Annotated in this window: 19 protein-coding genes; 12 read left to right on the top strand and 7 right to left on the bottom strand. The window is 42.1% G+C overall.

What is annotated here, in order from left to right; all coding sequences use genetic code 11:
• Positions 1 to 100: 100 nt before the first annotated feature.
• On the top strand, positions 101 to 709 hold the full coding sequence (locus tag UE46_RS13015) for a bifunctional transcriptional activator/DNA repair enzyme AdaA (RefSeq protein WP_036059458.1): 609 nt from the start codon (positions 101 to 103) through the stop codon (positions 707 to 709).
• The gene (locus tag UE46_RS13010; RefSeq protein WP_233230932.1) at positions 684 to 1,181 is read left to right on the top strand and encodes a methylated-DNA--[protein]-cysteine S-methyltransferase; all 498 of its coding nucleotides are present in this window, start codon (positions 684 to 686) and stop codon (positions 1,179 to 1,181) included. Before UE46_RS13015 ends, UE46_RS13010 begins: the two co-directional genes overlap by 26 nt.
• Here UE46_RS13010 and UE46_RS13005 read toward each other — a convergent pair.
• The 3 genes from UE46_RS13005 to UE46_RS12995 all read right to left on the bottom strand — a co-directional run bounded on the left by UE46_RS13005 (position 1,178) and on the right by UE46_RS12995 (position 2,832).
• Positions 1,178 to 1,477 carry an MGMT family protein gene (locus UE46_RS13005; protein ID WP_036059434.1) on the bottom strand — a complete coding sequence of 100 codons (300 nt, stop codon included), beginning with the start codon at positions 1,475 to 1,477 and terminating at the stop codon, positions 1,178 to 1,180. The genes UE46_RS13010 and UE46_RS13005 overlap by 4 nt on opposite strands.
• A 72-nt stretch (positions 1,478 to 1,549) precedes the next feature.
• On the bottom strand, positions 1,550 to 1,933 hold the full coding sequence (gloA, locus tag UE46_RS13000) for a lactoylglutathione lyase (protein ID WP_036059435.1): 384 nt from the start codon (positions 1,931 to 1,933) through the stop codon (positions 1,550 to 1,552).
• A gap of 62 nt (positions 1,934 to 1,995) precedes the next feature.
• Positions 1,996 to 2,832: a YihY/virulence factor BrkB family protein gene (locus UE46_RS12995; RefSeq protein ID WP_051492817.1), complete on the bottom strand. Its 837-nt coding sequence runs from the start codon at positions 2,830 to 2,832 to the stop codon at positions 1,996 to 1,998.
• A 194-nt stretch (positions 2,833 to 3,026) separates the two neighbouring features.
• On the opposite strand from UE46_RS12995, the gene UE46_RS12990 reads away from it, so the two are divergent.
• From UE46_RS12990 to UE46_RS12950, 9 genes are all read left to right on the top strand, one after another.
• Positions 3,027 to 5,804: a YhgE/Pip domain-containing protein gene (locus UE46_RS12990; RefSeq protein ID WP_036059437.1), complete on the top strand. Its 2,778-nt coding sequence runs from the start codon at positions 3,027 to 3,029 to the stop codon at positions 5,802 to 5,804.
• A 151-nt stretch (positions 5,805 to 5,955) separates the two neighbouring features.
• On the top strand, positions 5,956 to 7,443 hold the full coding sequence (locus tag UE46_RS12985) for a helix-turn-helix domain-containing protein (RefSeq protein WP_036059438.1): 1,488 nt from the start codon (positions 5,956 to 5,958) through the stop codon (positions 7,441 to 7,443).
• A gap of 272 nt (positions 7,444 to 7,715) precedes the next feature.
• Entirely contained in the window at positions 7,716 to 8,705 is a 990-nt protein-coding gene (locus tag UE46_RS12980) for a choloylglycine hydrolase family protein (RefSeq protein ID WP_036059440.1), read from the top strand.
• 56 nt (positions 8,706 to 8,761) lie between these two features.
• The gene (gene gadD1, locus UE46_RS12975) at positions 8,762 to 10,150 is read left to right on the top strand and encodes a glutamate decarboxylase GadD1 (protein ID WP_036059441.1); all 1,389 of its coding nucleotides are present in this window, start codon (positions 8,762 to 8,764) and stop codon (positions 10,148 to 10,150) included.
• Between the two features lie 87 nt (positions 10,151 to 10,237).
• Complete coding sequence (gene gadC, locus UE46_RS12970; protein WP_036059442.1) at positions 10,238 to 11,677, top strand: glutamate/gamma-aminobutyrate antiporter; 1,440 nt, start codon at positions 10,238 to 10,240, stop codon at positions 11,675 to 11,677.
• A 196-nt stretch (positions 11,678 to 11,873) separates the two neighbouring features.
• Positions 11,874 to 12,323 carry a DUF4352 domain-containing protein gene (locus UE46_RS12965; RefSeq protein ID WP_036059443.1) on the top strand — a complete coding sequence of 150 codons (450 nt, stop codon included), beginning with the start codon at positions 11,874 to 11,876 and terminating at the stop codon, positions 12,321 to 12,323.
• Positions 12,324 to 12,334: 11 nt separating this feature from the next.
• On the top strand, positions 12,335 to 13,051 hold the full coding sequence (locus tag UE46_RS12960; protein ID WP_036059444.1) for a Crp/Fnr family transcriptional regulator: 717 nt from the start codon (positions 12,335 to 12,337) through the stop codon (positions 13,049 to 13,051).
• Between the two features lie 21 nt (positions 13,052 to 13,072).
• Complete coding sequence (locus UE46_RS12955) at positions 13,073 to 13,279, top strand: hypothetical protein (protein ID WP_036059445.1); 207 nt, start codon at positions 13,073 to 13,075, stop codon at positions 13,277 to 13,279.
• Positions 13,280 to 13,755: 476 nt separating this feature from the next.
• Positions 13,756 to 18,201: a toxin Cry1Ac domain D-VI-related protein gene (locus UE46_RS12950; protein WP_118907688.1), complete on the top strand. Its 4,446-nt coding sequence runs from the start codon at positions 13,756 to 13,758 to the stop codon at positions 18,199 to 18,201.
• A 122-nt stretch (positions 18,202 to 18,323) separates the two neighbouring features.
• Here UE46_RS12950 and UE46_RS12945 read toward each other — a convergent pair whose 3' ends face one another.
• From UE46_RS12945 to UE46_RS12930, 4 genes are all read right to left on the bottom strand, one after another.
• Positions 18,324 to 20,810, bottom strand: coding sequence for a YhgE/Pip domain-containing protein (locus tag UE46_RS12945; protein WP_036059464.1), 2,487 nt, complete (start codon positions 20,808 to 20,810; stop codon positions 18,324 to 18,326).
• Position 20,811: 1 nt separating this feature from the next.
• Positions 20,812 to 22,314 carry a glutamate/gamma-aminobutyrate antiporter gene (gene gadC / locus UE46_RS12940; protein WP_118907687.1) on the bottom strand — a complete coding sequence of 501 codons (1,503 nt, stop codon included), beginning with the start codon at positions 22,312 to 22,314 and terminating at the stop codon, positions 20,812 to 20,814.
• Between the two features lie 70 nt (positions 22,315 to 22,384).
• A complete protein-coding gene (locus UE46_RS12935) occupies positions 22,385 to 23,797 on the bottom strand; it encodes a glutamate decarboxylase (protein WP_036059450.1) in 1,413 nt (470 codons plus the stop codon).
• Positions 23,798 to 23,799: 2 nt separating this feature from the next.
• Positions 23,800 to 24,798 carry a choloylglycine hydrolase family protein gene (locus UE46_RS12930; protein WP_036059452.1) on the bottom strand — a complete coding sequence of 333 codons (999 nt, stop codon included), beginning with the start codon at positions 24,796 to 24,798 and terminating at the stop codon, positions 23,800 to 23,802.
• A gap of 446 nt (positions 24,799 to 25,244) precedes the next feature.
• Here UE46_RS12930 and UE46_RS12925 point away from each other — a divergent pair, with 446 nt between their 5' ends.
• Positions 25,245 to 26,231, top strand: a complete 987-nt coding sequence (locus tag UE46_RS12925; RefSeq protein ID WP_036059986.1) for a choloylglycine hydrolase family protein — start codon at positions 25,245 to 25,247, stop codon at positions 26,229 to 26,231.
• Positions 26,232 to 26,322: the final 91 nt, after the last annotated feature.

Raw genomic sequence — 26,322 nt, 5'->3', positions numbered from 1 at the left:
CTGTTTTTTGGTAATAAAAATTTATTTGGAAACGGAAGGTATTTTCAAATCTTGCTTTTATGTTGGAAAACGGTTATTTTTTGGTGGGAAAGAGAGTATAATGGTTGTATGGATATGGAAAGAGGAGTTGGGTGATTTGATGACGGTGGAGCAGTGGCGTGCAATTTGTGAGAATGATGTGGCGTTTGATGGGCAATTTTTTTATGCGGTTAGTTCGACGCGGATTTTTTGTCGGCCTTCGTGTAAGTCGCGGACGCCTAAGTTTGAAAATGTCGAGGTGTTTTTGGATGCGGCGGATGCGATTGCTGCGGGATATCGGCCTTGTAAACGGTGTAAGTCGGGCGGGGAGCGATTGCCGGATGTGGAGTGGGTCGCGCAGGTTGAGGCGTTTGTGAGAGAGCATTATCGGGAGCATTTGACGCTTTCACGGATTGCGGATGGGTGTCATGGCAGTGCGTATCATCTGCATCGGGTTTTTAAGGCGCAGACGGGGATGACGCCGCTTGATTTTGTGCATGTGGTGCGGATTCGGGAGGCGTGTGTGTTGCTGGAAACGACGGAGATGCGGGTGATGGAGATTGGTGCTGCGGTTGGGATGCCGAATGCGGCGCAGTTTGCGACGTTGTTTAAGCGGACGCAGGGCGTGACACCGAGCGGGTATCGGAAAACGTGGAAGGGGTTGGATGGCGATGAAGATGGTGTATTATGATCGGCTGGATGTGGCTGGGATGGCGCTTTATATTGGGATTAGCGAGCGTGGATTGGCGTTTGTTGGCTCGGATGGGGCGGATATAGCTGAGTTGGAAAAGTGGGGCGAGAGGGTTCGCGTGGATTTGATAGTAGATGAGATGCGGGTGAAGCCTTATGCGGAGGGGATTGCGGCGTATTTGACGGGGGCGCGACGGGATTTTGATTTGCCGCTGGATATTACAGGGACGCCTTTTCAGGAGGCGGTTTGGCAGGCGTTAGTTGCGATTCCGTATGGGGAGACGAGGACGTATTCGGAGATTGCGCAAGTGATTGGGAAACCGCAGGCGGTGCGGGCAGTTGGGACGGCGATTGGGGCGAACCCAGTTTTGATGGTGGTGCCGTGTCATCGTGTGATTGGAAAAAATGGAAAAATAACGGGGTACCGTGGTGGTATCGCGATGAAGGAACGATTGTTGCGATTGGAGGCTTAACCTTGCCAAAAACAGCTTTTTAAGCGAACGTTGCCATTTGGTGTGAAGGGGATGCCTTCTGCTTTTAGTAGGTCATATTGGGCGGACCACCCCGGAACGAGTCGGCCTTGGGAGTTGACAACGCGGTGGCTTGGGATGCTGGCGTCGCTCGGTGTTAAGCGCATGGCTTGGCCAACAAGTCGCGAATTTTTCGGACGTCCGAGCATATACGCGATTTGACCGTATGTTGTGACTTTTCCGTGTGGGATTTGGCGGACAAGATTGTAGATGTCTTGCTGAAATTCGGCGTGTTGCATAACGTGTTTCCTCCTATATATAGATAGTAAAAGAGAGCAATGAGGAAAACTGCTCTCTTTTTTGCGTGCTCATTAGCGATTTTGGATGACTTCGGTTTTGTAGCCGTCGGGATCCATTACGAAGAAATAGGTTGGTTTTGTTCCCGGTAGGCCTTTTAAGTCGGTGACGCTGTAGCCGGCTTTTTCGAAGGTTTCGTGTGTTGCGGATAGGTCATCGACGCCAACTGCGAGGTGTCCGTAGCCGTTTCCAAGATCGTAGGCTTCTGCTTGATCGTAGTTGTACGTTAGTTCCAATTCGAATCCGCCTTCTTCAAATGCAAGGTAGACGAGTGTGAATTTGTGATCTGGGAAATCTTTACGACGTGTTTCTTTCAGGCCAAATGCTTCGGTGTAGAAAGCTAGCGATTTGTCTAAGTCCTTGACGCGAATGCACGTATGTAGCATTTTGATACTCATGATAAAATTCCTCCTAAATAGCGATTTTCTCTCGTTTTCATTGTAATATATCCACGCATTGATTACAAATTTTGTTGTTTGTAGGAGTCGGTGATGACGTTTATAAACGCGCCGAGTAGCAGGATAATCGAGACGAAATAGAGCCAGAGCATGATGACGATCATGATGCTGAGACTGCCGAAACCGAGAATTTTATCACCTTGAAAACTGACATAGGCGGAAAGTAGTTCGGTTGCAGCAAGCCAGCCGACTGTGGCAAATAGGGCACCGATGACGCTTTTTCTGATTTTCCATTTGACGTTTGGAACGAGCCAGTAGATGATGAGGAATAAAATGAATAGGAAAATTGGCGTGATGAACCATTTTGCAGCGCCTAAATTAGCGAGGGCATCAAGATTCAGATCGAATTGGTCTTGCAAGAAGCCTACGATTTGTTCGCCGAATGCGAAAACAAAGACGACGGCGCCGAGGATTACGATGATAACGAGCATCATAACGAATGACATGACGCGGGTCACGATGAAATTTTTGCGATCTGGGGCTTGGTAGACGATGTTTAGGACTTCTTGTAGGGCGCTGAAACATTTCGAAGCGGACCAAATCGCGGTGATTAAACCGAGTGAGATGGCGGTGCCGCTTGCGTTGGTGAGCATGCTTTCGATGACGGGATGCAGGATATCGTACACTTCTGGTGGCATGAATGTTTGGAGCGTGGAGTATACTTCTTCTTTTGGAATTGGCAGCAACGGAATTAGATTGCCGAATACGAGCATCATTGGCAAAATCGATAGCAATATGTAAAAGGTGAGTTGGGCGGCGTGGGCGGTGATTCGCGCGCTTTTCCAGTTTGTTTTGGCGAGTTCTGTTACTTGTTTTAATTTTTCCTTGTTTAATGACATATTAGTGACTTCCTTTCATGAAATGGCTTCCTATATATAGTTTTCCCCTTCGCTTGTTGTTTTTAAACGTCAGCGCCATTTTTGTGCCAATAAAACGACAAAATCAAGAATTTGCGAGGCTTGAAAAATTATATACTTGTATTTGTAAGCAAGAGATGACAGACACCCCAAAATTTGAAGGAGGAATTACAAATATGAATATGGTTAAAAATGAGTGGAAAAAGCTATTTCGCAACAAGGTTTTATTAATTTCTTTTATCGCAATTTTATTTATCCCAATTATGTATGCGAGCTTTTTCTTGAAATCAGTGTGGGACCCATATGGTAAGGCAAGTCATTTGCCAGTAGCTGTTGTGAACTTGGATGAGACGGTGGATTTTCAGGGACAGAAGATGGATGTCGGCGATCAACTGGTCGCTAAACTGAAAAAAGATGATTCGCTTGACTGGCGCTTTGTTTCAAAAGAAGAGGCGCAGCAAGGAATGAAGGATTTGAAGTACTACATGATCGTGACGTTGCCAAAGGATTTCTCGAAAAACGCAACGACACTTCTAGATAAAGACCCGAAGAAAATGGAGATTGGTTATGAAACGAATGGATCACTTAATTTTATCGGGGAAGAAGTAACGAAGATGGCGATTGAGGATTTGAAGGCGCAAGTGAGCACGAGTGTAACGAAAGGTTACGCAGAAACGATTTATGGACAGGTTGGTAAACTTGGGAATGGTATCGAACAAGCGGCAAACGGTGCTGGCGAAATTGCGACAGGTAGTGGAAAACTAGAAGCTGGTAATGATAAAATAACGGCAAATCTGAATAAACTAGCTAGTAGTACGTTGACGTTTGAAGATGGCGCAGATACGCTGAATGTTGGATTAAATGAGTATATCGATGGTGTTGAAAAAGCAAATAACGGCGCAACGCAACTGGATGCTGGTACGAAGAAGCTTTCTTCAAGCGTTGGTCCATTAACGAACGGTGTTGCGGCACTTGACGCTGGTGCGAATCAACTATCAAGTGGTGTTGGTCAATATACTTCTGGTGTGAACGAGTTAAATAAAGGCACGAATACTGCTCTTGCTGGTTCATCTAGCTTAACGCAAGGTTTAACTGATCTAAATGGCCAAATCCCGAATTTACAAAAAGGTGCTGGTGAACTACAAACTGGTCTAGAAAAACTGAACACGGGAAGCGCGCAACTGAAATCTGGATTGGAAGAGCTAAACACGAATCTTTCAAGCCCAACGAGCAAGTCACAAATCGCGGAATTACAAAGTGGTTTGAATCAATTTAAAACAGGACTTACGGAATTAAATCAGCAAGTAAACAACACGACATTGACGAGCATTGTTAATAAAGGAAACGCGATGGAGCCAACGATCAATAGAATAGAAGAACGTTTGGCGGCATTGGAAGCTTTAACGAGTGGTACGCATCACGACCAAATTCTTGCAAAAATTGAAGGTTCAGCCTTAACTCCAGAAGAAAAAGCGATTTTAGTTAACGATATTACGCCAATTTTGACTGATCAAGCGCAAAAGCAAAACGAAGTGATTCAACTGATGCACAAAGATTTAGAAGAATTGAGTCAATTAATTGCGGATATTCCGGATAGTGTTGGCGAAATCGAAGCGCTACAATCTGGTGTGAGCCAATTGAACAATGGTTTCAACGGCAATCCTGGAATTTATAGCGGGACGAATGCTCTTATCGGTTCGATGTCTGATATTCAAAAAGCAGTCGGTAGTGCGAACGATCAGAATACACTACTTGGCGGCGCGACGGCACTGAACAACGGTATTGCAGACGCGACAACTGGTGCGAAAGAATTGAACGCAAAAGTACCGGCTCTAGCAAGCGGTGTGAATCAATTAACAGACGGAAGCCAAGCGCTAAACAGTGGCTTGAAGAAAATCAATGATGGTACATCTGAATTAGGTAGTAAATCGTCAGCTCTAAATAATGGTGCAACAAAACTTGCTGGTGGCATGAATACTTTCTCTGGCCAATTACCAGCTTTGACAAACGGTGTAAATGCGTTAAATAACGGCGCGGCACAACTTGCAGATGGTACGAATCAACTAGTAGCCAACGCTCCAAAACTACAAAATGGCGCAGCAGCACTAAGTAACGGCGCAGGAGAAATTCACAACGGATCAGCACAGTTAGCAGCAGGTTCGGGACAACTTGGATCAGGAATCAACACACTAAATACAGGCGCAACAGAACTTTCGACACAATTAGCAGCTGGAAGTCAACAACTTGGTCAATTACACCCGACAGATAAGAATTTTGAAATGTTCGCAAGCCCAGATAAAGTTAATCACAAAAATTATAGTACAGTTCCAAATTATGGCGCAGCTTTAGCACCATATGTCATGTCACTAGCACTATATGTTGGTGCTCTAGTATTCAACTTTGTATTCCCTATCAGAAAAATCTCGATGCGTGGTCAAACAAGCACAGCATGGTGGGCAAGTAAAGCATCGGTTGGCGCAGTTGTCGCAATCGTGATGGCACTTATCCAAGCAACAGTGATGCTGGTACTCGGATTACATGTAGATTCTCTGATCGAATTTTATGCCATGGCAATGACGACTTCACTCGCTTACATGTTCATCATTATGTTCCTAGCGATGACATTCGATAATCCAGGTCGCTTTGTAGCAATGATTCTACTGATCGTACAACTTGGCGGTGCAGGCGGAACATTCCCAATGCCACTAACAAACGGATTCTTCAACGCCATCCACCCATTCTTGCCAATGACTTACTCTATCTATGGGTTCAGACAAGCAATCACAGGTGGAATCGGCATGAACGTTTACTTGCAAAGTATCTTCGTTCTTCTAGGAATCTTCGCAGTATTCGCAGTGTTACTATGGTTCGGTATGAAACAATTGCAAAAGAAACATCTTGAAGGCATATCTCAATTAGATAATAATCAAGAATTACAAGCTTTAGAAGATTAATAAGGATGGCCCTGTATTCAAAAATGGATGCAGGGCCTTTTTTATGGGGAAAATTTTGAATGAGAAGTATGAATGGAGGGTATAAGTATTGGGAAGCATCGAAAAGTAGGATAAGGCATGACTATAGATATTTTTAAAGGGGGTATTTCTTTTGAAAAACGATATTTATCGGGCGATTGACCAGAGTACAACGAATAGTATGATGATTTTGCGGATGATTTCGGAGGAGTCGCGTTGGTATACGGTGAATGAATTGAGTGAGCGCTTAGATATGATTCCGCGGACGGTTCAACGCTATTTGGTGGATTTATTGGAGAAAGTGGATGGCTATCAGGATGATAAAATTCAGTTGCATACGGCTAAGAATAAGGGCGTATTCCTTGAAATAACAGCTGGTGCGGATGTTGTTGGTTTTGAATTGTATCTTTTAGAGGATAACGTGACGTTTATGTTGATGAAAGCTGTTTTTTTCGAGGAATTTACGTCGGTGAAGAGATTTGCGATGGATAATTTTTTGAGTGAGACGACGGTTCGGCGGACGTTGAAAACTTTTCAGGAATTGCTGGAACCGTATGGGATTTCTTTGAAGCGCGAAACGTATGAGCTGGTGGGGACGGAGACGCAGATCAGGATGTTTGCTTATAGTGTGTTTTGGCGGATTTATCGGGGGGCGTTGTGGCCGTTTGATATTGTGGATCAGGAAACGATTGAAGACGCGACGGAGCGGGTGAGTACAAGTTTGCGGTTGAACTTGACGCATGTGCAGAAGAATCAGATTGGTTATATTTTGGCGATAAATATCATTCGAATCCGCAAAAGGCATACGGTGGACATGAATCCGAATTGGAAAAACTATCTGGATTTGGATAATGATTTCAAAAGGTTGAACAAAATGAAAGCCGTTTTTGAGTCGCTGAATATTCAAAAGGAGGGCGAGATTTATTTTTTCTATTTGTTGATGGAGACGCGTCCAAAACTTTATGAAAATAGTGAGCTGGCGCAGCGAATTATGGCACCTCATCAGAAAAATGAATCGGATATTTATTTGGCGACGGAAGCTCTGATGCGGGATTTCTCGTCAGAAATTATAGATATACCGGAGAAAAAGAAAGAAACCTTCTTCAACAACAGTTTTTGTGCGCATCTTTTCTGTACTTTGTTTAAGCGTTTTTCAGTGGATATTAATGGATATGAGTATTTACATCGGGTGGCGGAATATTATCCGAACTTGTTTGGAAAGTTGGATGAATTGTTGGATAAGTTGTATGAGGAGACCCAGAACGAGTTATTTTTGGAGAAGCAGTTTTTATTGACGAGGTATGCTTTGTTATTTTCTTCTATTAAACCGCTGACGTATTTTGAGGAGCAGGTTCAGATTGTTTTGGATACGGATTTGCCGAAATTGGCGGAGAATAATTTGCGTCACCAGATTGATGATACGTTGAAATATCGTTATAAGGTTCATTTTTTGAATAAGAATAGTGCGCATCAAGCGGATGTGATTTTGACAACTATTTCGACGCCGATGATGATGGAGCAGTATCATCGCGGGAAGATACTTTATATTGGGCCAGAGCTGTCTGCTAGGGACTTCGCGAACATATCGAATATTGTGATTGAGACGATGGGGAATAAATGATGGAGGGAAGCTGCTGAATTTGGCGGCTTTTTTTAGATGGTTAAAAATGTGCGGATAATACGACAAAATTGCGAATTTGCAGCACGCTAGATTCGATATAATAGGTATTGTAAGTGAGAGAGACACGAGGATGTGGCAACGTTTTAGAAGGAAAAGCAAGACAGTCAAAAATGAACCGCTAAAACGACAAAAGAACAGAATCAGTCGAACAGAAACTCGCTATAATAGGTAGTATAGTAATTAAATAAAATTTTGAAGGAGAGAATTAAATTATGTGCACAAGCTTTGTATTAGAAACGTTGGATGGGAAACATGTATTATCAAGAACGATGGATTTCGCTTTTATCTTGGAGGCGAATCCGACGGTGAGCCCGAGGAATTATGCGTGGGAATCTTCGACAGATGGCGTGAATTACACGAATGAGTATGCGTTTGTTGGTGCTGGCAGAGAGTTAGATAAGTACATTTTCGCAGACGGGTTAAATGAGAAGGGCTTGAGTTGTGCGTCCCTTTATCTGCCAGGCGAAGCGGTTTACGCGCCGGAAGCGGTGGATGGGAAAATTAATTTGGCACCGCAGGAATTCTTACTTTGGATGTTAGGTACGTGTGCGACGATTGAGGATGTGGAAGCGAAGTTAGCGGACATTAACTTGGTGGATCAACCGGTTGCGTTACTCGGGATTACGACGCCGTTACATTGGATTTTCACCGATAAGAGTGGACGCTGCGCGGTGATTGAGCCGACGGAAACGACGCTACGTATCAAGGAAAACCCAGTTGGCGTCATGACAAACACGCCGCGTCTCGAATGGCATATTGAGAACTTGCGCAACTACACAGGTTTACAAGCGCAACAACTAGCACCAGTGAAATTCGGAGATTACATCGCGAAACCTTTCTCACAAGGAACGGGGACAAGTAAATTACCAGGTGGATTCACGCCTCCAGAACGTTTTGTCCGCGCAGCATTCCTGAAAGAAAACGTGGTTCCAGCGAAAAATGAGGAAGAAGCAATCACGAATGTGTGGTACATCTTGAATAGTGTCCGCATCCCGAACGGCGCGGTGATTAAAGAAAACGGCGACCCAGATTTCACGCAATATGTGGCATCGATGTGTTCGGAAAGTAAGACGTACTACTTCACTTCCTACGAAAATAATCAAATCAATAGCGTCACGTTGACGGATGCCCTTTTAGAAAATACGAAAGAACCGATTACCTATGTGGTTGAAACGACGCAAAATGTGAACAAGTTAGTCTAAATAGCCTTTTTATATAACGGAATATTCAAAATAAAAAAATAATTGGAGGAATTAATATGTTTAAAACAAATGTAGAGCAAAGTAATGTACCGGTGTTTGGATCTTTTGAGTCAGGTCAAGATTTACCAGATAAACGCATGAATAAGGAATCAGTGGACCCGCGAATCGCTTATCAACTTGTGAAGGATCAGCTGATTGATGAGGGTTCTGCGAGACAAAACTTGGCTACTTTCTGCCAAACGTATATGGAGCCGGAAGCGGAGCAAATCATGGCGGAAACGATGGAGAAAAATGCGATTGATAAGTCGGAATATCCGCAGACGGCAAAGCTTGAGTCGAGTTGTGTGAACATGTTGGCGGATCTTTGGAACGCGGATGAGTCGGAGCATTACATGGGAACGTCGACGGTTGGTTCAAGTGAGGCTTGTATGCTTGGTGGTATGGCGATGAAATTCAGATGGCGCAACGCTGCACGTAAATGCGGTCTAGATATTAATGCGAGAAAGCCAAATTTGGTTATTTCCTCCGGATTCCAAGTTTGCTGGGAGAAGTTCTGTGTCTACTGGGATATCGAAATGCGTGAGGTTCCGATGAGCGAGGAGCATTTGAGTATCGACACGGATATCGTGATGGATTATGTGGATGAGTACACGATTGGAATTGTTGGGATTCTAGGCATCACCTATACTGGGAAATTTGATGATATCAAAACGCTGAATGATCTTGTGGAAGACTACAATCACACGCATGACAATGAAGTCGTGATTCACATTGATGGCGCGAGTGGCGCGATGTTCACGCCGTTTGTTGATCCGGATTTGGAGTGGGATTTCCGTTTACCAAATGTTGTTTCGATTAATACATCGGGACACAAATACGGTCTCGTTTACCCAGGCGTTGGTTGGATTTTATGGCGTGACAAGGAATATTTGCCAGAGGAATTGGTGTTTGATGTGAGTTATCTCGGTGGACACATGCCGACGATGGCAATCAATTTTTCACGGAGTGCTAGTCAGATTATCGGTCAATATTACAACTTCCTTCGCTTCGGTTACGACGGTTATCGTCAAATCCACATGCGCACAAGAGATGGCGCTTTGCAGTTATCGCAAGCAGTTGCCGACGCAGGGTTGTTCGAAATTTACAACGACGGCGACAATTTACCGATTGTTTGCTACAAACTAAAAGACGATGCAGATGTGGAGTGGACGCTTTACGACTTGGCGGATCGCTTGCAAATGAAAGGCTGGCAGGTTCCGGCGTATCCACTTCCAAAAGAAATGGGTAACACGATTATTCAGCGCTACGTTTGCCGCGGCGACTTAGGTCAAAACATGGTCACAGCTTTCAAAAATGACCTGAGCGAAAGTATCAAAGAATTAAACAACGCACATATTTTATACCACGATGTCAATACGTCAAAAACGCATGGCTTCACACATTAAGAAAAATTGGAAAGCCGCAAGTCATAGTTGTTCGCAGCTTTCCTCTCTTTTCTAACTACTTAATTAAATTTTAGGAGGAAATAAATAATGAAAAAACAAGCTTCAGCAAAAACGTTATCGCTATTCGGATTCTTCGCTATAACAGCTTCCCTTTTTATCACCGTTTATGAATACCCGACATTCGCCACTTCTGGATTTTCCCTCGTGTTCTTCTTGCTACTATGTGGTTTCTTATGGTTTTTGCCAGTGTCACTTTGCTCTGCGGAACTCGCGACAGTAGACGGTTACCAGGAAGGCGGCATATTTGGCTGGGTAAGTAAAACGCTCGGTGAAAAGTACGGATTCGCCGCGATATTCTTCCAATGGTTCCAAATCACAGTCGGCTTTGTCACGATGATCTACTTCATTATTGGCGCACTATCTTACGTTATTAGTTTCCCAGCACTCGATTCCAACCCGATGTATAAATTTATCGCCGTCCTTGTTATTTTCTGGGGCTTGACATTCCTACAATTAAAAGGTACAAAAGTGACAGCTATCTTCGCAAAATTAGGCTTCGTAGTTGGTATTACGATTCCAGTCTTAGCACTATTTTTCTTAACTATTTTCCACTTAAAATCTGGTCATCACGCTGCAATTTCGTTCACAGCATCGAGCTTCATTCCGAAATGGACAGATATGTCATCGCTAGTCATCTTCATGCTCGCATACATGGGCGTTGAAGCCTCTGCACCACACATCAATGAAATGAAAAATCCAAAACGCGATTATCCGTTAGCCATGATTCTACTCATTTTTGTCGGAATCGCACTCAACACAATCGGCGGGCTATCTGTAGCTTCTGTCGTACCATCACACGATTTATCCTTAAGCTCTGGCGTTGTTCAAACGTTCAAAGCACTCATCATGCAAAATGGAAACAGCTTGGAGTGGGTCGTTAAATTGATTGCCTTCATGATCGCGTTCGGCGTCATGGCACAAGTCAGCTCATGGATTGTAGGTCCAACAAAAGGCATGCAAACCGTTGCAGATAAAGGCATCATCCCGTCCGTATTCCGCAAAACCAATAAACACAACGTTCCCGTGCCGCTTATCATGGTGCAAGGCGTTATCGTTTCCATCTGGGCAGCAGTCCTAACATTCGGCGGTGGCGGCAACAACGTATCATTCCTAACCGCAATTTCACTAACTGTAGTCATCTATTTAATCGGATACGTCCTATTCTTCCTAGCATATTTCGTTCTCGTTTTGAAAAAGAAAAATCTAGAACGCACATATCAAATCCCAGGTGGTAAAGTCGTGAAACTAATCGTTGCCGGCGTTGGTCTACTCATGTCAATCGCCGCAATCGTATCCGCCTTTTTCCCACCAGCGTCCTTGACTAAAAGCAGCGACATGTCCTATGAGATTATCCTAGCAGTTAGCTTCATCATCACAGCAACAATCCCATTTGTCATCTACGCTGTTCACTCTAAAAAGAAAGCCAAATCAGCTGAAAAAGAAGAAACCGTACTATCCGTGGAATAAGAGGTCCTACACATGAAGCATGCAACTTGGAAACCTTTTTTAAGCTAAATCACGTGAGTCTGTGCTCCACATCTGCAAAATTCTTGGTTCTGTTGCATCTCATCACATGGGATATAGAAAGAGAGATGCAACAAGTCGAGGCAGAAATGCAATACTTGAAATACCATGAAACTAGGCAAGAAGAAAGGAACGAATCATGAATAAATTAGTCGCACTTATATCGGTTATTGTCATTGCTAGTATGATAGCGCTTGGAGGTTGTGGTAAAGCATCCGCAAGCTCCGATATCAACAGAGAACTGGGGACCAAAGATTTAAAAATAAAGCCCATAAAAATAACGCGCGAAAAAGCGGTTTCTGATCGGAAAGTCATTTTGAAAGTTGAAGTAGCGGTGAAAAACAAGTCAAAAGCAGCACAAGGAATCGGAGCTGGCAATTTCAGCTTAAAAGATCCAAACCATACGAATTATCGGATGTACGGCATGAAAGAAGATAGTTTGGGGCACACGATTGCGCCAGGACAAGAGATGAACGGGAATATTTATTTTGAGATTCCGGTCGATTTGGAAGAAGGTTGGATGAGCTATACGCCTGAACCTGGTCACGACAAAGCGGCAGAATGGCTGATTGTATTCCCTAAAGATTAGGAGGGTTTCAGATGAAAGATAAAGAGACTAATATGGGGCTACTATACGGGGAAGCCAGTATTAGCGAAGGTTTTAATGAAGTAAAGTTCCGTGAATTTATACAAGACGATTTAATTTTTCCGACCAAAGGCGTGAAGAAAAACTATCTGAAACAAGAGATCCTCATTCAAGATGGGACAGATGAAAATGATGTTTATTTTATCGAAAAGGGCATTGTAGCAGCAACATTGGACGGGAAAATAGTCGTAGATTTTTTTGCTGAAAATGATGTTATCGGCTTGTCTAATTTAACACTTGGAAGTAGTCCAGATTATATTTTTACAGTGATATCCGATGAGGTGGAAGTGACGCGCTACCGAAAAGAGGACTTGATTGAGAAAATAATGAATACGCAAGAGGGCTATCTCTATCACTATGTACACATGAAAAATATGACAAACAGGTTGCTTGCTCGTCAAGAACTATGGAGATTACCGACAGAAGAGAGAGTCATTCTCGTGTTGCTAGAGCTCGGCAAAAAATACGGAAAAGAAGCGGAAGATAAGGATGTACTCTGTTTTCCAAAACAAATAAGCAAAGGCATGATTGCACAATACACGAACTTTAATCCAAACACGATTACGACCGTCTTGCAAAAACTCCACGAAGAAGACTGCATTTACCCTGTTCGGAGCTCCATTTTTGTCAATACAGAAAAACTAGAAACAAAGTTAAGAGCCATTTCATAAAGTTAGAAGGAGAATCAAATCATGAAAAAGAAGAAAATTCAAAAAGTAGTAATAAATACAGCCGTGATATCCGTTATAGGAGCGAGTCTCATCACGCCGTTCAACACATCGGTAAGCCCAATTCGAGCGGCACAAGGCGTGCGAGGTGTATCCACTGATGACTATAATGCGACACAGCGAGAATTGAACAACGTCACGGATGATACGACGCTTAAAATGGATGATTAAATGAATAAGGGCATAGAAAGATCCATTGAAAGTCAGTGGATCTTTTCACAGACTAGGCATACGCAAGTGATCAATGGTATACCGTTCCGGCATCCGAATAAAATGGACTTTATAGATCAGTGTTACGGATAAAGTTAACATCTTTCATCACTAGTCACAAAATATTCGAAAATACGTATATATTTTTCTGCAAAATAGAAAACAGATTTACATTTAAATTATATACTGAAATCTGGCAGTGAAAAGAGCTAAGTCATAACAAAAGCAAGATCCAAAAAATGAATGAGGACACAAAAAGATATAGCTATTTCAAATTTCATAAACCATATCATATCTGTAAAGGAGGAGTTGCCCTGATATCTAAGACGAGATCAATATAGAGCTGTCCATTAGGTGTGAGAGCGAAAGGATTTGTAGTTTTTAGTAAGTGTAAAATAGCGATTAAAAATAAAAAATTGGAAGAGGTAATTATATTCATGAAGAAAAATCAATTCAAGAAACTAGTAAGTACGGTTACAGTAGCATCGATTTTAGGAACAAGCATAGCAACTCCATTTAACGTTTTAACGGAGCAAGCACAAGCGGCAGAAGGCATCCAAGCAACAGCAGCACCAGTATACACGTTACAAAATACGAATGAGTTTGCTGATTATAGCGCCAGTCATTCAAAGGAAAACGTATATATTACTTGGGTTACTGTTTCGGCCAATACAATGTGGATAGATATGACGAAGTTTTATAAGAATTACGGTATTCAAATTACAATGCCTGATGGGGAAATAATAACGAAGTATAAAACAATAAACACAGGAGTATCGGACAGTATTTCAGTAGACTTGAAGGGCCGAAGAGCAGGTGTTGTTCAAATTAGAACATTAACGCCTTCTGGTGGTTTTGAACGACCAGGAATTGCAAAAGTAACGTTGACAGCAATCGATAACTCAGCATTACTGGCATATGGTCAAGCAGTCTACGGCCTTTTCAGCGACGCAACGTTTACTAAAATTGGGACTGGAATTACACAAGCGAATATCGATGCTGCAAAAAGCAAAGCAACAAGCGTACCGACTTCTACAGAAAAAACAAGATTAACGAACCTAATCACTACGGCACAAACACAGCTAGATACAACAACACACACAGACGCACAAAACGCGGTTAATGCTTTGTTCACGAACGATACACCAAGTTCCGGTTCGATTAAAGCAGCGACCAATCAACAAGCAATCAACAATGCACAAGCACTTATAAACAAAGTAACAGATGCAAACAAAAGAGCTGCATTGCAAACGAATTTAAACAAAGCGCAAGAATTGTTAAATGCAAGGCTAGCAGCGGAATCCGCAGAAGCAGCCGCAACAAATGCAGTAAATAGTTTATTCACAGGAGGCAATCCAGCAGCAAGCTCTATTTTATCTACAACGAACCAAACAGCAATCAATAACGCGCAAAATCTTATAAATAAAGTAGCAGATCCATCGAAAAAAGCAGTATTACAAACGAATCTAGATAAAGCACAAAGATTGTTAAATGAGCGTACCGCAGCAGAAACAGAAGCGGCCGCAGAAGCAGCAAGACAAACAGCAGCGACAAATGCAGTAAACGGCTTGTTCACATCAAATAGTCCAGCAACAAACTCGATATTAACCGCGACGAACCAAACGGCGATTAATAACGCGCAAAATCTTGTGAATCAAGTGAAAAACACAACGAAAAAAGCAGAATTACAAGGCAATCTTGATAAAGCACAGCAACTTCTAAATGATAGAAATGCAGCATCAGAAGACTTGGCAAGACAAACAGCAGCGACAAATGCAGTAAACGGCTTGTTCACATCAAACAGTCCAGCAACAAACTCGATATTAGCCGCGACAAACCAAACGGCAATTAATAACGCGCAAAATCTTGTGAATCAAGTGAAAAACACAACGAAAAAAGCAGAATTACAAGGCAATCTTGATAAAGCACAGCAACTTCTAAATGATAGAAATGCAACATCAGAAGACTTGGCAAGACAAGAGGCAGCAAGAAAGGCATTTAATGATTTATTCGTAGGTAATAATCATACATCAAACGTGCTTAAACCAAGCACAGATTTTATGGCTATTTTTAATGCGTATCAATTAATTAAGGATGTAAAAGACCCAGCAGTAGTAGCGGAATTAGAATCTATTTATGGGAAAGCAGTTAATTTGCTTAACGCAAGAAATGAGGAAGAAGCAGAGGCAGCAAGACAAGCAAATGCGGAAAAAGCAGTCAATGATTTATTTACATTGAGCAACCCAGCTACAAATTCTATTTTAGCAACAACGAACCAAACATCGATCAATGCCGCACAAAACTTAATCAATCAGGTGAAGAATGCAACAAAAAAAGCAGCATTGCAACTAAATCTAAATAAAGCACAACAATTACTAAACGACAGAAACACTGCCGCAGCCGATTTGCCAAATCAAGAAGCAGCAAGAAAAGCACTAAATGAGTTATTCCTAGCTAATAATCCAGCCACAAACATGCTTAAACCAGCTGTAACCCTTGCTGATATTACGATTGCTGGAAATTTGCTTGATAAAGTAAAAGACCCAACAGTAAAAGCAGAATTACAAGGACTTTATGATAAGGCAGCGAATTTGTATGTTGCAAGACAAGAAGCACTGGCTGAACAAGCAAGACAAACAGCCGCCGAAAAAGCAGTCAATGAGCTATTTGTAGGTTATAACCCAGCCATGAACGTTATTTTAGAGGCGACGGATCAAGTAGCTATTGATAAGGCACAACTAGCAGTAAATGCTGTAAGAGACCCACTTAAGAAGGCTGAATATCAAGCTAGCTTGGACAAAGCAAAAGAATTATTGAAACTTAGAGAAGAAGCTTTGGCAGACCTAGCAAAACAAACAGCCGCGGAAAAAGCAGTGAATGAACTATTCACAGATAATAAACCAAGTACAGGAACAGTGAAAGATACGACCACACAAACAGCAATTGATAACGCGCAAAAAGAAATTAACGAAGTGAAAGACACAGCGAAGAAAAATGAGTTACAAACAAACTTAGATAAAGCACAAGACTTACTAGACGCAAAAAATGAAGCAGCAGCAACAGAGAAGGAAAAACAAGAAGCAGCTGAAAAAGCAGTCAACGAATTGTTCAACAATAACAACCCAGAATCAGGTGCAATTAAAGACACAACAAACCAAAAAGCAATCGATGACGCGCAAAAAGCAATCGACGCAGTGAAAGATACAACGAAGAAAAACGAATTGCAAGCAGATCTAGATAAAGCGAAAGAATTGTTGGCAGAGAAAAACGAAGCAGCAGAAGAGAAAGCAAAAGAAGAAGCAGCTGAAAAAGCAGTCAACGAATTGTTCAGCAATAACAACCCAGAATCAGGTGCAATCAAAGACACAACAAACCAAACAGCAATTGATGACGCGCAAAAAGCAATCGACGCAGTGAAAGATACAACGAAGAAAAACGAATTGCAAGCAGATCTAGATAAAGCGAAAGAATTGTTGGCAGAGAAAAACGAAGCAGCAGAAGAGAAAGCAAAAGAAGAAGCAGCTGAAAAAGCAGTCAACGAATTGTTCAACAATAACAACCCAGAATCAGGTGCAATCAAAGACACAACAAACCAAAAAGCAATCGATGACGCGCAAAAAGCAATCGACGCAGTGAAAGACACAACGAAGAAAAACGAATTGCAAGCAGATCTAGACAAAGCCAAGGAATTACTAGACGCGAAAAATGAAGGCACAGCGACAGAAAGAGCAGCCGAAAAAGCAGTCAATGAACTGTTTAAAAATGATAACCCCGCATCAGATGTTATTAAAGACACAACAACTCAAACTGCCATTGACGATGCACAAAAAGCAATCGATGCAGTGGAAGATACAGCGAAGAAAGCAGTATTACAAGCAGATTTAGACAAAGCACAAAGCTTGCTAACAGCGAAAAATGAAGAGGCAGCAGAAAAAGCACGTCAAGAAGCTGCTGCAAATAGCGTCAAGGATCTATTCAATAACAGCGATGTCAACGGGACAATCAAAGATGCAACGAATCAAGTAGCTATCGGCAATACCCAAAAAGTGATTGATGCTGTCAAAGACCTTGCGAAACGAGCAGAATTACAAGCACAACTAGATAAAGCCCAAGCACAGCTTAATGCGCGTAACCCAATTTCTGGCGTAGTTACTAAATATACAGAAGGCAATCTTTACATTACAGGAACTTACACTGGCGCTGTCACTGGTCTAAGCATAGACATCAATGGCAAACGATACTACGGCGGCGAAGCTAAAGACGGCAAAATCAAGTTTTACGTTGGCGATAAAAACCTTAAAGCAGGCGATGTCGTTGTGGTAAACTTATACGACGCAAGCAAGCAAATCCAAAAATCACTTCCAGTTCAAGTTGTAGCACCACTTAAAATAACAGTTGCTGACTATAAAATCGGTGACAACTACGTGACAGCAACCTATAACGACCCAGAAATCACAAAAGTTGGTATTGTAGTAGATGGCACGAAATATTGGGGCGGCGATGTTAAAGATGGCAACGTGAAATTCTTCGCAGCAGATAAAATCAAAAACGCAAACGCGGAAGTTATCATCAACTTCTATGACGCCAATAATAATCTAATCGGATCACAACCAGTTAAAATCACAACAACGTTATCTGAAATCACAGGAGCAAATTACAAACTTGGTGCAAGCAACATCACAGGAACGTTTGAAGGAGACATGAGTAAACTAGCAATTTCTATCAACGGTACAAAATACTATGGTGGAACGATTGCGGCAAACGGTACGTATAAATTCTACGTACTAGATAAAAAAATCCAAACTACTGACACAGTTATCGTGTACGGCTACGATGCTAAAAATGTATTACTAACGCAAAAAACAGTAACAATCACAGAATAATAATAGCCTCCATACATGAAATATCCACCCGTGTGAACGGGTGGATATTTTGGTGTACATAGAATAGAGTTTGATTGATAGAATCGGTTTGCATGGTCTAATCAAATTTTGCATGATCGTATTTATTTTTCTAATCCTTGTAGCTCCTGATTATTATCCAACTGCGAGATACCATCGAGATGTTTTTTCTGAAGAATTCTCATCGCGAGCCACAGAAGCGCATTGAAGACGATGAAGATAATGAACAAAATCGTGAGGCTTTGCGTGAAGAGGTTCGTGCCGATTCCGCCTGTGATTGCCTCCCGGAATGCATAGATGGAGTAGGTCATTGGTAGGAATGGATGAATCGCTTCAAAGAACGAGTTCGTAAGTTGGATAGGGAATGTTCCTCCCGCACCGGCAAGTTGAATGATGAGTAGGATCATCGCGGCGAAGCGTCCTGGATTATCGAACGCCATCGCTAGGAACATGATGAGTGCCATGTAAGCGAGGACGGTGACGAGTGCCGTCAGATAGAACTCGAAGACATTATCTACCTGCAGTCCTAGTAGGAGCATGATGCTTACTTGGACAATGGCCATTGCTATCGCGGCAAATAATCCGATGCTTACTTTACTGGCCCACCAAGCTGTACTTGTTTGCTCCAACATCGATACTTTTCGAATTGGGAAAACAAAGTTCAGAACGAGACAGCCAACATATAAAGCGAGGGACATCACGTATGGCGCTAATGCCTGACCGTAATTTTTTACGACGCTGTATGGTTTGGAGTCTAGTTTAACCGGTGAAGCGAGCATGTTGATGTTGTCTTTTGTAATGTTTAAATCACTGAAATCAGTTGCTGCTGAGCCTAATTTAGTTGCCAATTCACCAGAACCATTTTCTAGTTGGGTGATGCCTTGCCCGAGTGTTTGGGAACCAGTGGCGAGTTTCGCTGAGCCAGATTCCAATTCATCGGAGCCAGTTGCCAGTTTATTCGCACCGCTTAAAAGTTCTGGGCTGTTCTCGTTTAGTTTATTCGTTCCAGCGACAAGTTGTGCCGTGCCGCTATTTAGTTGCTTACTTCCGGAATCTAATTTGCCAACACCGGCTGCTAAAACGGGAACTTTGGCATTTAGTTCGTTTACGCCGCCAGCTGCTTGAGTGATGCCAGCATTTAAGGCTGTTGCGCCGCCTAGTAAAGTATTTTGATTTCCGGAAGTTCCTACCGCGCTTGAGATAGTATTAAGGGAACCGACGAGTTGATTCGTTCCATTTTGGATTTGCGGGAAGTCTGTTGTGAGTTCGGATACACCGCCCTGCAATTGTTGCACAGCCGCTAAGCCTTTCGGAATTTCTTCTAAATCATTTAACACGAGATTGATATCGCTTCTCATGTCGGTGAGTAATCCTTGATGATCGCTCACTTGTTGATTGAAAATTTGAGTGATGTTGTCGATCAATGTTTGCTTCTCGGCTGGCGTAAGGCTCGTACCGTTTACTTGCGCAGTCATTTGGTCTAGATATTGTTGCTGACCACTGGGACTAAGCGCGGTTTCAAGGTCTGAAAGATTATTCTCAATCCGATTTAAAACAGGGGAGAAGCTCTTAATTTTTGCTTCCAAGTTATCGATTTCGGGATTATTTACTTTACTGTTTAGTAAATTCAAACCTTGCTCAAATTCGTTCATCCCGCTTTGGAGTTCCTGAATTTTTTGCTTGGCAGTGGGTGCATCGAGATTTTGTTGTAGTTCACGGAGTCCTTGTTCTAATTTTGTAGAACCTGCAGAAAGTTGTGTCATCCCGCTTTGGAGTTGCGAGGTGCCGCTTTCAAGGGCTGGGATATTACCGTATAGTTCGTTGATGCCGTTCTCAAGTTGGCTGGAACCGGTATACAGTTTATTGGCGCCAGTATCGAGTTCGCTAACGCCGTTTGTGTAGGTAACTAGGCCGTTTTGTAATTGATTCATGCCGCCTGAAAAAGTAACTGTGCTGGAAGCGAGTTTATTTAAATTATCAGTAATTTCGGTGTTACCAGCGCCAAGTTTCTTCGTTCCTTGATCAATTTGGTTCGCACCGCTCGCAGCTTGTTCCATACCGCCGCCAATCTTATCTGCGACTTTTACAAGTGCTTCGCCGTAAGCTTCCGTCACTTGGTTACTGACTTGTGATTCGACTTCACGAATGCCGATTTCCCCGATTTCCTCTGCGATAAAGTTAAGCGAGCCGTTTGTTTCGTATGTGAGGTTCATTTTTTTAGGTTTTTGGTCGACTAATGTAACGGCATTTGCTGAAAAGTCTTTCGGGATTTTGACGACTAAATAATATTTCAAATCTTTCATGCCTTTTTGTGCCTCATCTGCAGAAACGAAATCCCAGTCTAGGTTATGATTCTTTTTTAGTTGCGCGGTAAGCTGATCACCAACATCGACTTTCTGACCTTGATACGTAATGGTTTGATCTTCGTTCACAACGGCAACTGGTAAATGGCTCGTTTGTTGATACGGGTCCCATACGGATTTCAAGAAGAAGCTGGCATAGAGGATTGGGATCGTAAGGATGGCGATAAAGGATATGAGCAAGACTTTATTTTGCAATAAGTTTTTCCACTCCGCTTTTATCATTTTCATGTTACTCACCCCCAGTTTTTTCTTTTTTACTGAACTCGGTTCTCACACGTCCTATTGGATGCGTGAATTTATCGATTTTTGAACTATCCAAGTGTTTCAATTCTTTTAAATGGAGTTGATTGTCCGGCGCGGTGAACATGTAGATGACGAACGGTAAAACGGTTGTTAAAACAAGGCTGATGGATAAAATATGTTTATACGATTCGTATTCATCGGGTTTTAAGCTGGAAGGTGGTACGAATGAATAAGCGATTGCGAGTACGGAGATGGCTAATCCGATACAAGCGATGAGTATTTTGACAAATGGACCGCCACCAATTTCGAAAGTACGCTCCAAGTTCTTTTTCTTGAGTACTAAGACGAGGTAACCTAGGAAAAAGAGGACGTAGCCGACTAAATAGATGACAACGGTTAACGAGATGGCAGTTAAAAAGGATACATTATTTCCACCGCCGCCAAATGTTAGGACTGCTGCCCAGCCAGTTACGATGATACCTTGGATGCCGATGAGGACAACTGGTACATCATTTTTATTGGTTTTAGCTAGTTTTTTAGGAATAACGCCTTTTTGAGCGACCGTATACATACCCGATGTTGGTCCGACAATCCAGGAACTCACTTGTCCCATAACGCCGAATGCAACTAGGAAGGCGAGCACTTTTACAAGCCACGTCAAGCCGTCTCCATTTTGCAAAATCAGTTTTTCGAAGGCTTGCACGACACCAGAACTTAGGCTCAACTCGTTTGCTGGAACGACCGATGCAACGGAAAGACCGCCGAGTGTGCTGAGTCCGATACCAACGATGACAATTAAAATCATGGCAATTGGATAGTCACGTTTCGAGTTTTTCATCTCATTGATATGCGGTGCGGAAGCCTCAACGCCCATGTATGCGAGGATAAAAATCGCAAGCGCTGAAAAATCGGTAGCCTTAGGGATGAAATTATCCATCGTGAATTTCACTTCAATCGGATTTCCATTTGCAAAGTAAAAAATAGCGAGGATAAACATTAAAATAACGGGAAGTGTGATACCGAAAATAAAGCCAAGTTTGGTGATTTTCGCCGTTCTGTTTGTTCCTCCGAGTGAAATGAAGGTTAAAATCCAAAATATAATAACAACACCTAAAAACTTGATTAAGGGGTCGGATTCTAAAGCTTTATAGTCAAAAACATAGGATAGCGCCCCGAGAATAAAATAAATCATTGTGACAAATCCGACGGTCACTTGAAACCATTGGAAGAAAATCGCCGCGAAACCGTAGCGTTCACCGAGCGTCTTCCCCACCCAAGTGAAAATACCTCCTTCTTGCCAGCCTTTAACGGTTGCCATTTCTGCGGAACAGAGTGCTACCGGCAAAAACCAGAGTATGCCACAAAATATGAGAAAGAAGGCTAGTTTAAATCCAGATGTAGCAAAGGTTGGATATTCATAAACGGTTATAAACAGCGATGCGGTGATTGCGAAAAAGCCAAATAGTGTTAACTCCTTTTTCCCAGCCATTTGAAAAACCCCTTTCTAAATTTTAAAAAGACCACGAAAAGCGTGGATGCTTTTCGTGATCCATCACAATTTAATGCGTAAATCCTCTTGTTTCTTTCTTACCGTCTTTGGAATCATCTTTTGGCGCCAAAATTCTTGCTTTATCTAATTCTTCAACGGCTTCATTTAAATCTGCAACAAATTCCTCTGCTACGTTGAAACCTAAGTCACCCCGGCATACATAGCGTTGGATTAAAACATCCTCCATATCTTTTGGTAGTGGATAAGTCGGTACTTGCCAGCCTTTCATTTGCAAGCGATCCGTTAAATCGTACAGCGTCCATTCCTTGTCGGTATCAGCTTTTAGCGTATAGCAGACGATTGGAAGGTTCGCGCCGTCATTATAAATTTCGAAAAGTCCTGTTTCTTCAAGCGCTTTGGCTAAGAATAGTGCTACTTTCTTTGTTCTTTCATGAATGCCACGATAACCATCGAAGCCGAGCCGTAAGAAGTTGTAATATTGTGCAATAACTTGACTGGCACTTCTAGAGAAATTGATCGCCATGGTTGGCATGTGACCGCCGAGATAACTCACATCGAAAATAAGTTCTTCTGGTAAATATTTTTTATCTTTCCAAAGTATCCAACCAATACCTGGATAAACAAGTCCGTATTTGTGACCGGATGTATTGATAGAAACAACATGTTTGAGACGGAAATCCCAAGGTAATTCAGGATTCACGAACGGTGTAAACATTGCACCACTTGCGCCATCGACATGGATAACGAGTTCGTGCCATTTGCTCTTCTTATTGTACGCATCCACTAAATGATTGATTTTTTCGATATCATCGAATTTACCAGTATACGTGATACCTAAAATACCAACAATACCGATTGTATACTCGTTGACGTAATCCATCAGCGTGTCGGTATTGATGCTCATGTGTTTCGGATCAACAGGAACTTCAATCAAATCCACATCCCAATAAACACCGAATTTTTCCCAACAAACTTGGAAGCCGGAAGAGATGATGAGATTTGGTCTTTGCGTGTTAATATCTAAACCGTTTTCAAGAGCCATTTTGCGCCATCTGAATTTCATCGCCATACCAGCCAGCATACACGCTTCACTCGAGCCGACGGTAGAGGTCCCGATGAAGTCATCGCCTGTTTGGACACTCCATAAATCAGCTAAAACGTTGACGCAATAGTTTTCCAGTTTGGCCGTTTGTGGATACTCAGATTTATCAATCGCATTCTTTTCTAGCGTTTCACTCATCAATCTCACGGCTTCGGGTTCCATATACGTTTGACAAAAAGTGGCGAAGTTTTGGCGTGCATTTCCTTCATCCATCAGTTCATCAGAAATTAGGCGATAAGCTACTTGTGGATCAATCGGCTCTCTCCTCAGCGTCGTTTTGACAATAGCAGAATCCTCCGCGTAGCTTCCGTAAATCGGCATTTTAGGATTATGTTTCTCTTCTCTACGATCATGTAACATAATTATCGCTCCTTATATAAAATATCTTCGGTTTGCAATACATCCCACTCGTATGGGGTCTGTGCGTTATTGATAAAATCATCGTCCAACTTGCATCCAGTAATGCGTTGATTGCCATATGGCGTGAAATAATATGTTAAAGAACTCACACACATGGATGATGTATATTGCGTTAAGTCTGGTGTGCCATCCGATTTGATAACGGCGCCTTTAGGTATCGTAACGCTTTTTAAAACGTACCAAACATTCGTAACGCCTTCTTGCTCATTGTTCGCTTCTTGAATCGTTTCTTTTAAGTATGCAGCTCGGACAAATCGCTCAGGAGGTGTGTATCCACCGGGGAGCCCCAATGTTCCGCCACCTTGTGAAAATGGATGTGCTTCAAAATCACCAAATTTTGTAGAAGATTTTTGCTGTGGTGCAATGTGGAGGTAATTACTTAAATTGTGGAAATGCCACTCTAAGGAAGGTGTATTCGTCATGACGCCAACTGGGTTTTCTTTGAGCGTTAATTGGAAGGAAGTATCTGTTGGCTCAATAACCGCAACGTTCCCCGCTTTATCATAAAAAATCCAATGTAGAGGGGTCGTGATACCAAGAAGGTCCACTTTTTGATCTACTAAATGAATTGTTGGAAGTACATCTCTTAACTCGTCGATATCTTTACAAAAGGACAGCGCCCAAAGTAAAAATTCGTGTGGAGCCAGATTTGTTTTACCCGGTTCTTTATCTTTTGAGTAAATCGCTTCACTTGGCAAATATAGAGAAGCACAAGCTAGGCCATGTTCGTTAAGCCCGTCTGCTAAAATATATTTCCCTAAATTTCTACCAGCTCCGATTAACGCGTATTTTCCCGAGTAACGCGCGCCATCGACATCCGATTCGAAAGTATAACCTCGAGGTAAAGACACTGGTTTTGCATCCAGCGTAAAGCCAAAATCCATGGTTCGAGATAAAAATAGATTGTCGCCGTTCGTACGATAAACAAAACTTGTACACATACTACTTCCTCCTTTTTATAATGGAATGACTAGCTAATTTACATATGTGTCAAAATAATGATGTATATAACAGTCATAATACCCTTCGAAAAGTAATTAAAACAAAATAAGTAAAAAAATTTACAAATTTAGATATATTGATATCAATATATTAATTAATTATTATGTTCTCTATTTTTCCTAGTTGTTGATTTCTAGCGTCCTAACCTAATAACCAAAAAATGATAAATGGAACGACAAAATTGCGAATTTGCAGCGCACTAGATTCGATATAATAGGTATTGTAAGTGAGAGAGACATGAAGATGTGGCAATGTTTTAGAAGGAAAAGCAAGGCAGTCAAAAATGTACCGCTAAAACGACAAAAGAAGAGAATCAGTCGACAAGAAACTCGCTATAATAGGTAGTATAGTAATTAAATAAAATTTTGAAGGAGAGAATTAAATTATGTGCACAAGCTTTGTATTAGAAACGTTGGATGGGAAACATGTATTATCAAGAACGATGGATTTCGCTTTTATCTTGGAGGCGAATCCGACGGTGAGCCCGAGGAATTATGCGTGGGAATCTTCGACAGATGGTGTGAGCTACACGAATGATTATGCGTTTGTTGGCGCTGGCAGAGAGCTAGATAAGTACATTTTCGCGGACGGGTTGAATGAGAAAGGCTTGAGTTGTGCGTCCCTTTATCTGCCGGGCGAAGCGGTTTACGCGCCGGAAGCGGTGGATGGGAAAATTAATTTGGCACCGCAGGAATTCTTACTTTGGATGTTAGGTATGTGTGCGACGATTGAAGATGTGGAGGCGAAGTTAGCGGACATCAATCTGGTGGATCAACCTGTTGCGTTACTGGGAATTACGACGCCGTTACATTGGATTTTCACCGATAAGAGTGGACGCTGTGCGGTGATTGAGCCGACGGAAACGACGCTACGTATCAAGGAAAACCCAGTTGGCGTCATGACAAATACGCCGCGTCTCGAATGGCATATTGAGAATTTACGAAACTACACAGGTTTACAGCCACAACAATTGCCAGCCGTGACATTTGGAGATTATACTGCGGAGTCCTTTTCACAATCTGGGACGAGTAAATTGCCAGGCGGATTCACGCCACCTGAGCGTTTTGTCCGAGCTGCATTTTTGAAAGAGTCGATTCAGCCTGCAAAAAATGAGGACGAGGCGATTACGAATGTTTGGTATATTTTAGACAGTGTTCGCATACCAAATGGTGCTGTCATCAAAGAAAACGGGGACCCGGATTTCACGCAATATGTGGCATCGATGTGTTCGGAAAGTAAGACATACTACTTCACTTCTTATGAAAACAATCAAATCAACAGTGTCACGTTGACGGATGAACTTTTAGAAAATGCGAAAGAACCAATCACATATGTTGTTGAAACGACGCAAAATGTAAAACAGTTAGCATAGTATATCGATTTTTTGACGAAATATTCTGTTTTTAATATGATGGACTGGAATAAAATGTATCTTCCTTCTATACTATAAAGCCACTAAAAGA

The sequence above is a fragment of the Listeria weihenstephanensis genome (assembly GCF_003534205.1).
Taxonomy (GTDB): Bacteria; Bacillota; Bacilli; order Lactobacillales; family Listeriaceae; genus Listeria_A; species Listeria_A weihenstephanensis.
Note: the sequence above shows the minus strand (reverse complement) of the source record. Positions and strands in the feature narration are given on the sequence as shown.

Excerpts from the sequence above, each read along its gene's own strand:
- UE46_RS13010 (WP_233230932.1), top strand. The coding sequence starts at position 684 with ATGGCGATGAAGATGGTGTATTATGATCGGCTGGATGTGGCTGGGATG.
- UE46_RS12965 (WP_036059443.1), top strand. The coding sequence starts at position 11,874 with ATGAATAAATTAGTCGCACTTATATCGGTTATTGTCATTGCTAGTATG.
- UE46_RS12945 (WP_036059464.1), bottom strand. The coding sequence starts at position 20,810 with ATGAAAATGATAAAAGCGGAGTGGAAAAACTTATTGCAAAATAAAGTC.
- gloA (WP_036059435.1), bottom strand. The coding sequence starts at position 1,933 with ATGAGTATCAAAATGCTACATACGTGCATTCGCGTCAAGGACTTAGAC.
- gadC (WP_118907687.1), bottom strand. The coding sequence starts at position 22,314 with ATGGCTGGGAAAAAGGAGTTAACACTATTTGGCTTTTTCGCAATCACC.
- UE46_RS12950 (WP_118907688.1), top strand. The coding sequence starts at position 13,756 with ATGAAGAAAAATCAATTCAAGAAACTAGTAAGTACGGTTACAGTAGCA.
- gadC (WP_036059442.1), top strand. The coding sequence starts at position 10,238 with ATGAAAAAACAAGCTTCAGCAAAAACGTTATCGCTATTCGGATTCTTC.
- UE46_RS13015 (WP_036059458.1), top strand. The coding sequence starts at position 101 with ATGGTTGTATGGATATGGAAAGAGGAGTTGGGTGATTTGATGACGGTG.
- UE46_RS12935 (WP_036059450.1), bottom strand. The coding sequence starts at position 23,797 with ATGTTACATGATCGTAGAGAAGAGAAACATAATCCTAAAATGCCGATT.
- gadD1 (WP_036059441.1), top strand. The coding sequence starts at position 8,762 with ATGTTTAAAACAAATGTAGAGCAAAGTAATGTACCGGTGTTTGGATCT.
- UE46_RS12995 (WP_051492817.1), bottom strand. The coding sequence starts at position 2,832 with ATGTCATTAAACAAGGAAAAATTAAAACAAGTAACAGAACTCGCCAAA.
- UE46_RS12990 (WP_036059437.1), top strand. The coding sequence starts at position 3,027 with ATGAATATGGTTAAAAATGAGTGGAAAAAGCTATTTCGCAACAAGGTT.
- UE46_RS12930 (WP_036059452.1), bottom strand. The coding sequence starts at position 24,798 with ATGTGTACAAGTTTTGTTTATCGTACGAACGGCGACAATCTATTTTTA.
- UE46_RS12925 (WP_036059986.1), top strand. The coding sequence starts at position 25,245 with ATGTGCACAAGCTTTGTATTAGAAACGTTGGATGGGAAACATGTATTA.
- UE46_RS12960 (WP_036059444.1), top strand. The coding sequence starts at position 12,335 with ATGAAAGATAAAGAGACTAATATGGGGCTACTATACGGGGAAGCCAGT.
- UE46_RS13005 (WP_036059434.1), bottom strand. The coding sequence starts at position 1,477 with ATGCAACACGCCGAATTTCAGCAAGACATCTACAATCTTGTCCGCCAA.
- UE46_RS12955 (WP_036059445.1), top strand. The coding sequence starts at position 13,073 with ATGAAAAAGAAGAAAATTCAAAAAGTAGTAATAAATACAGCCGTGATA.
- UE46_RS12980 (WP_036059440.1), top strand. The coding sequence starts at position 7,716 with ATGTGCACAAGCTTTGTATTAGAAACGTTGGATGGGAAACATGTATTA.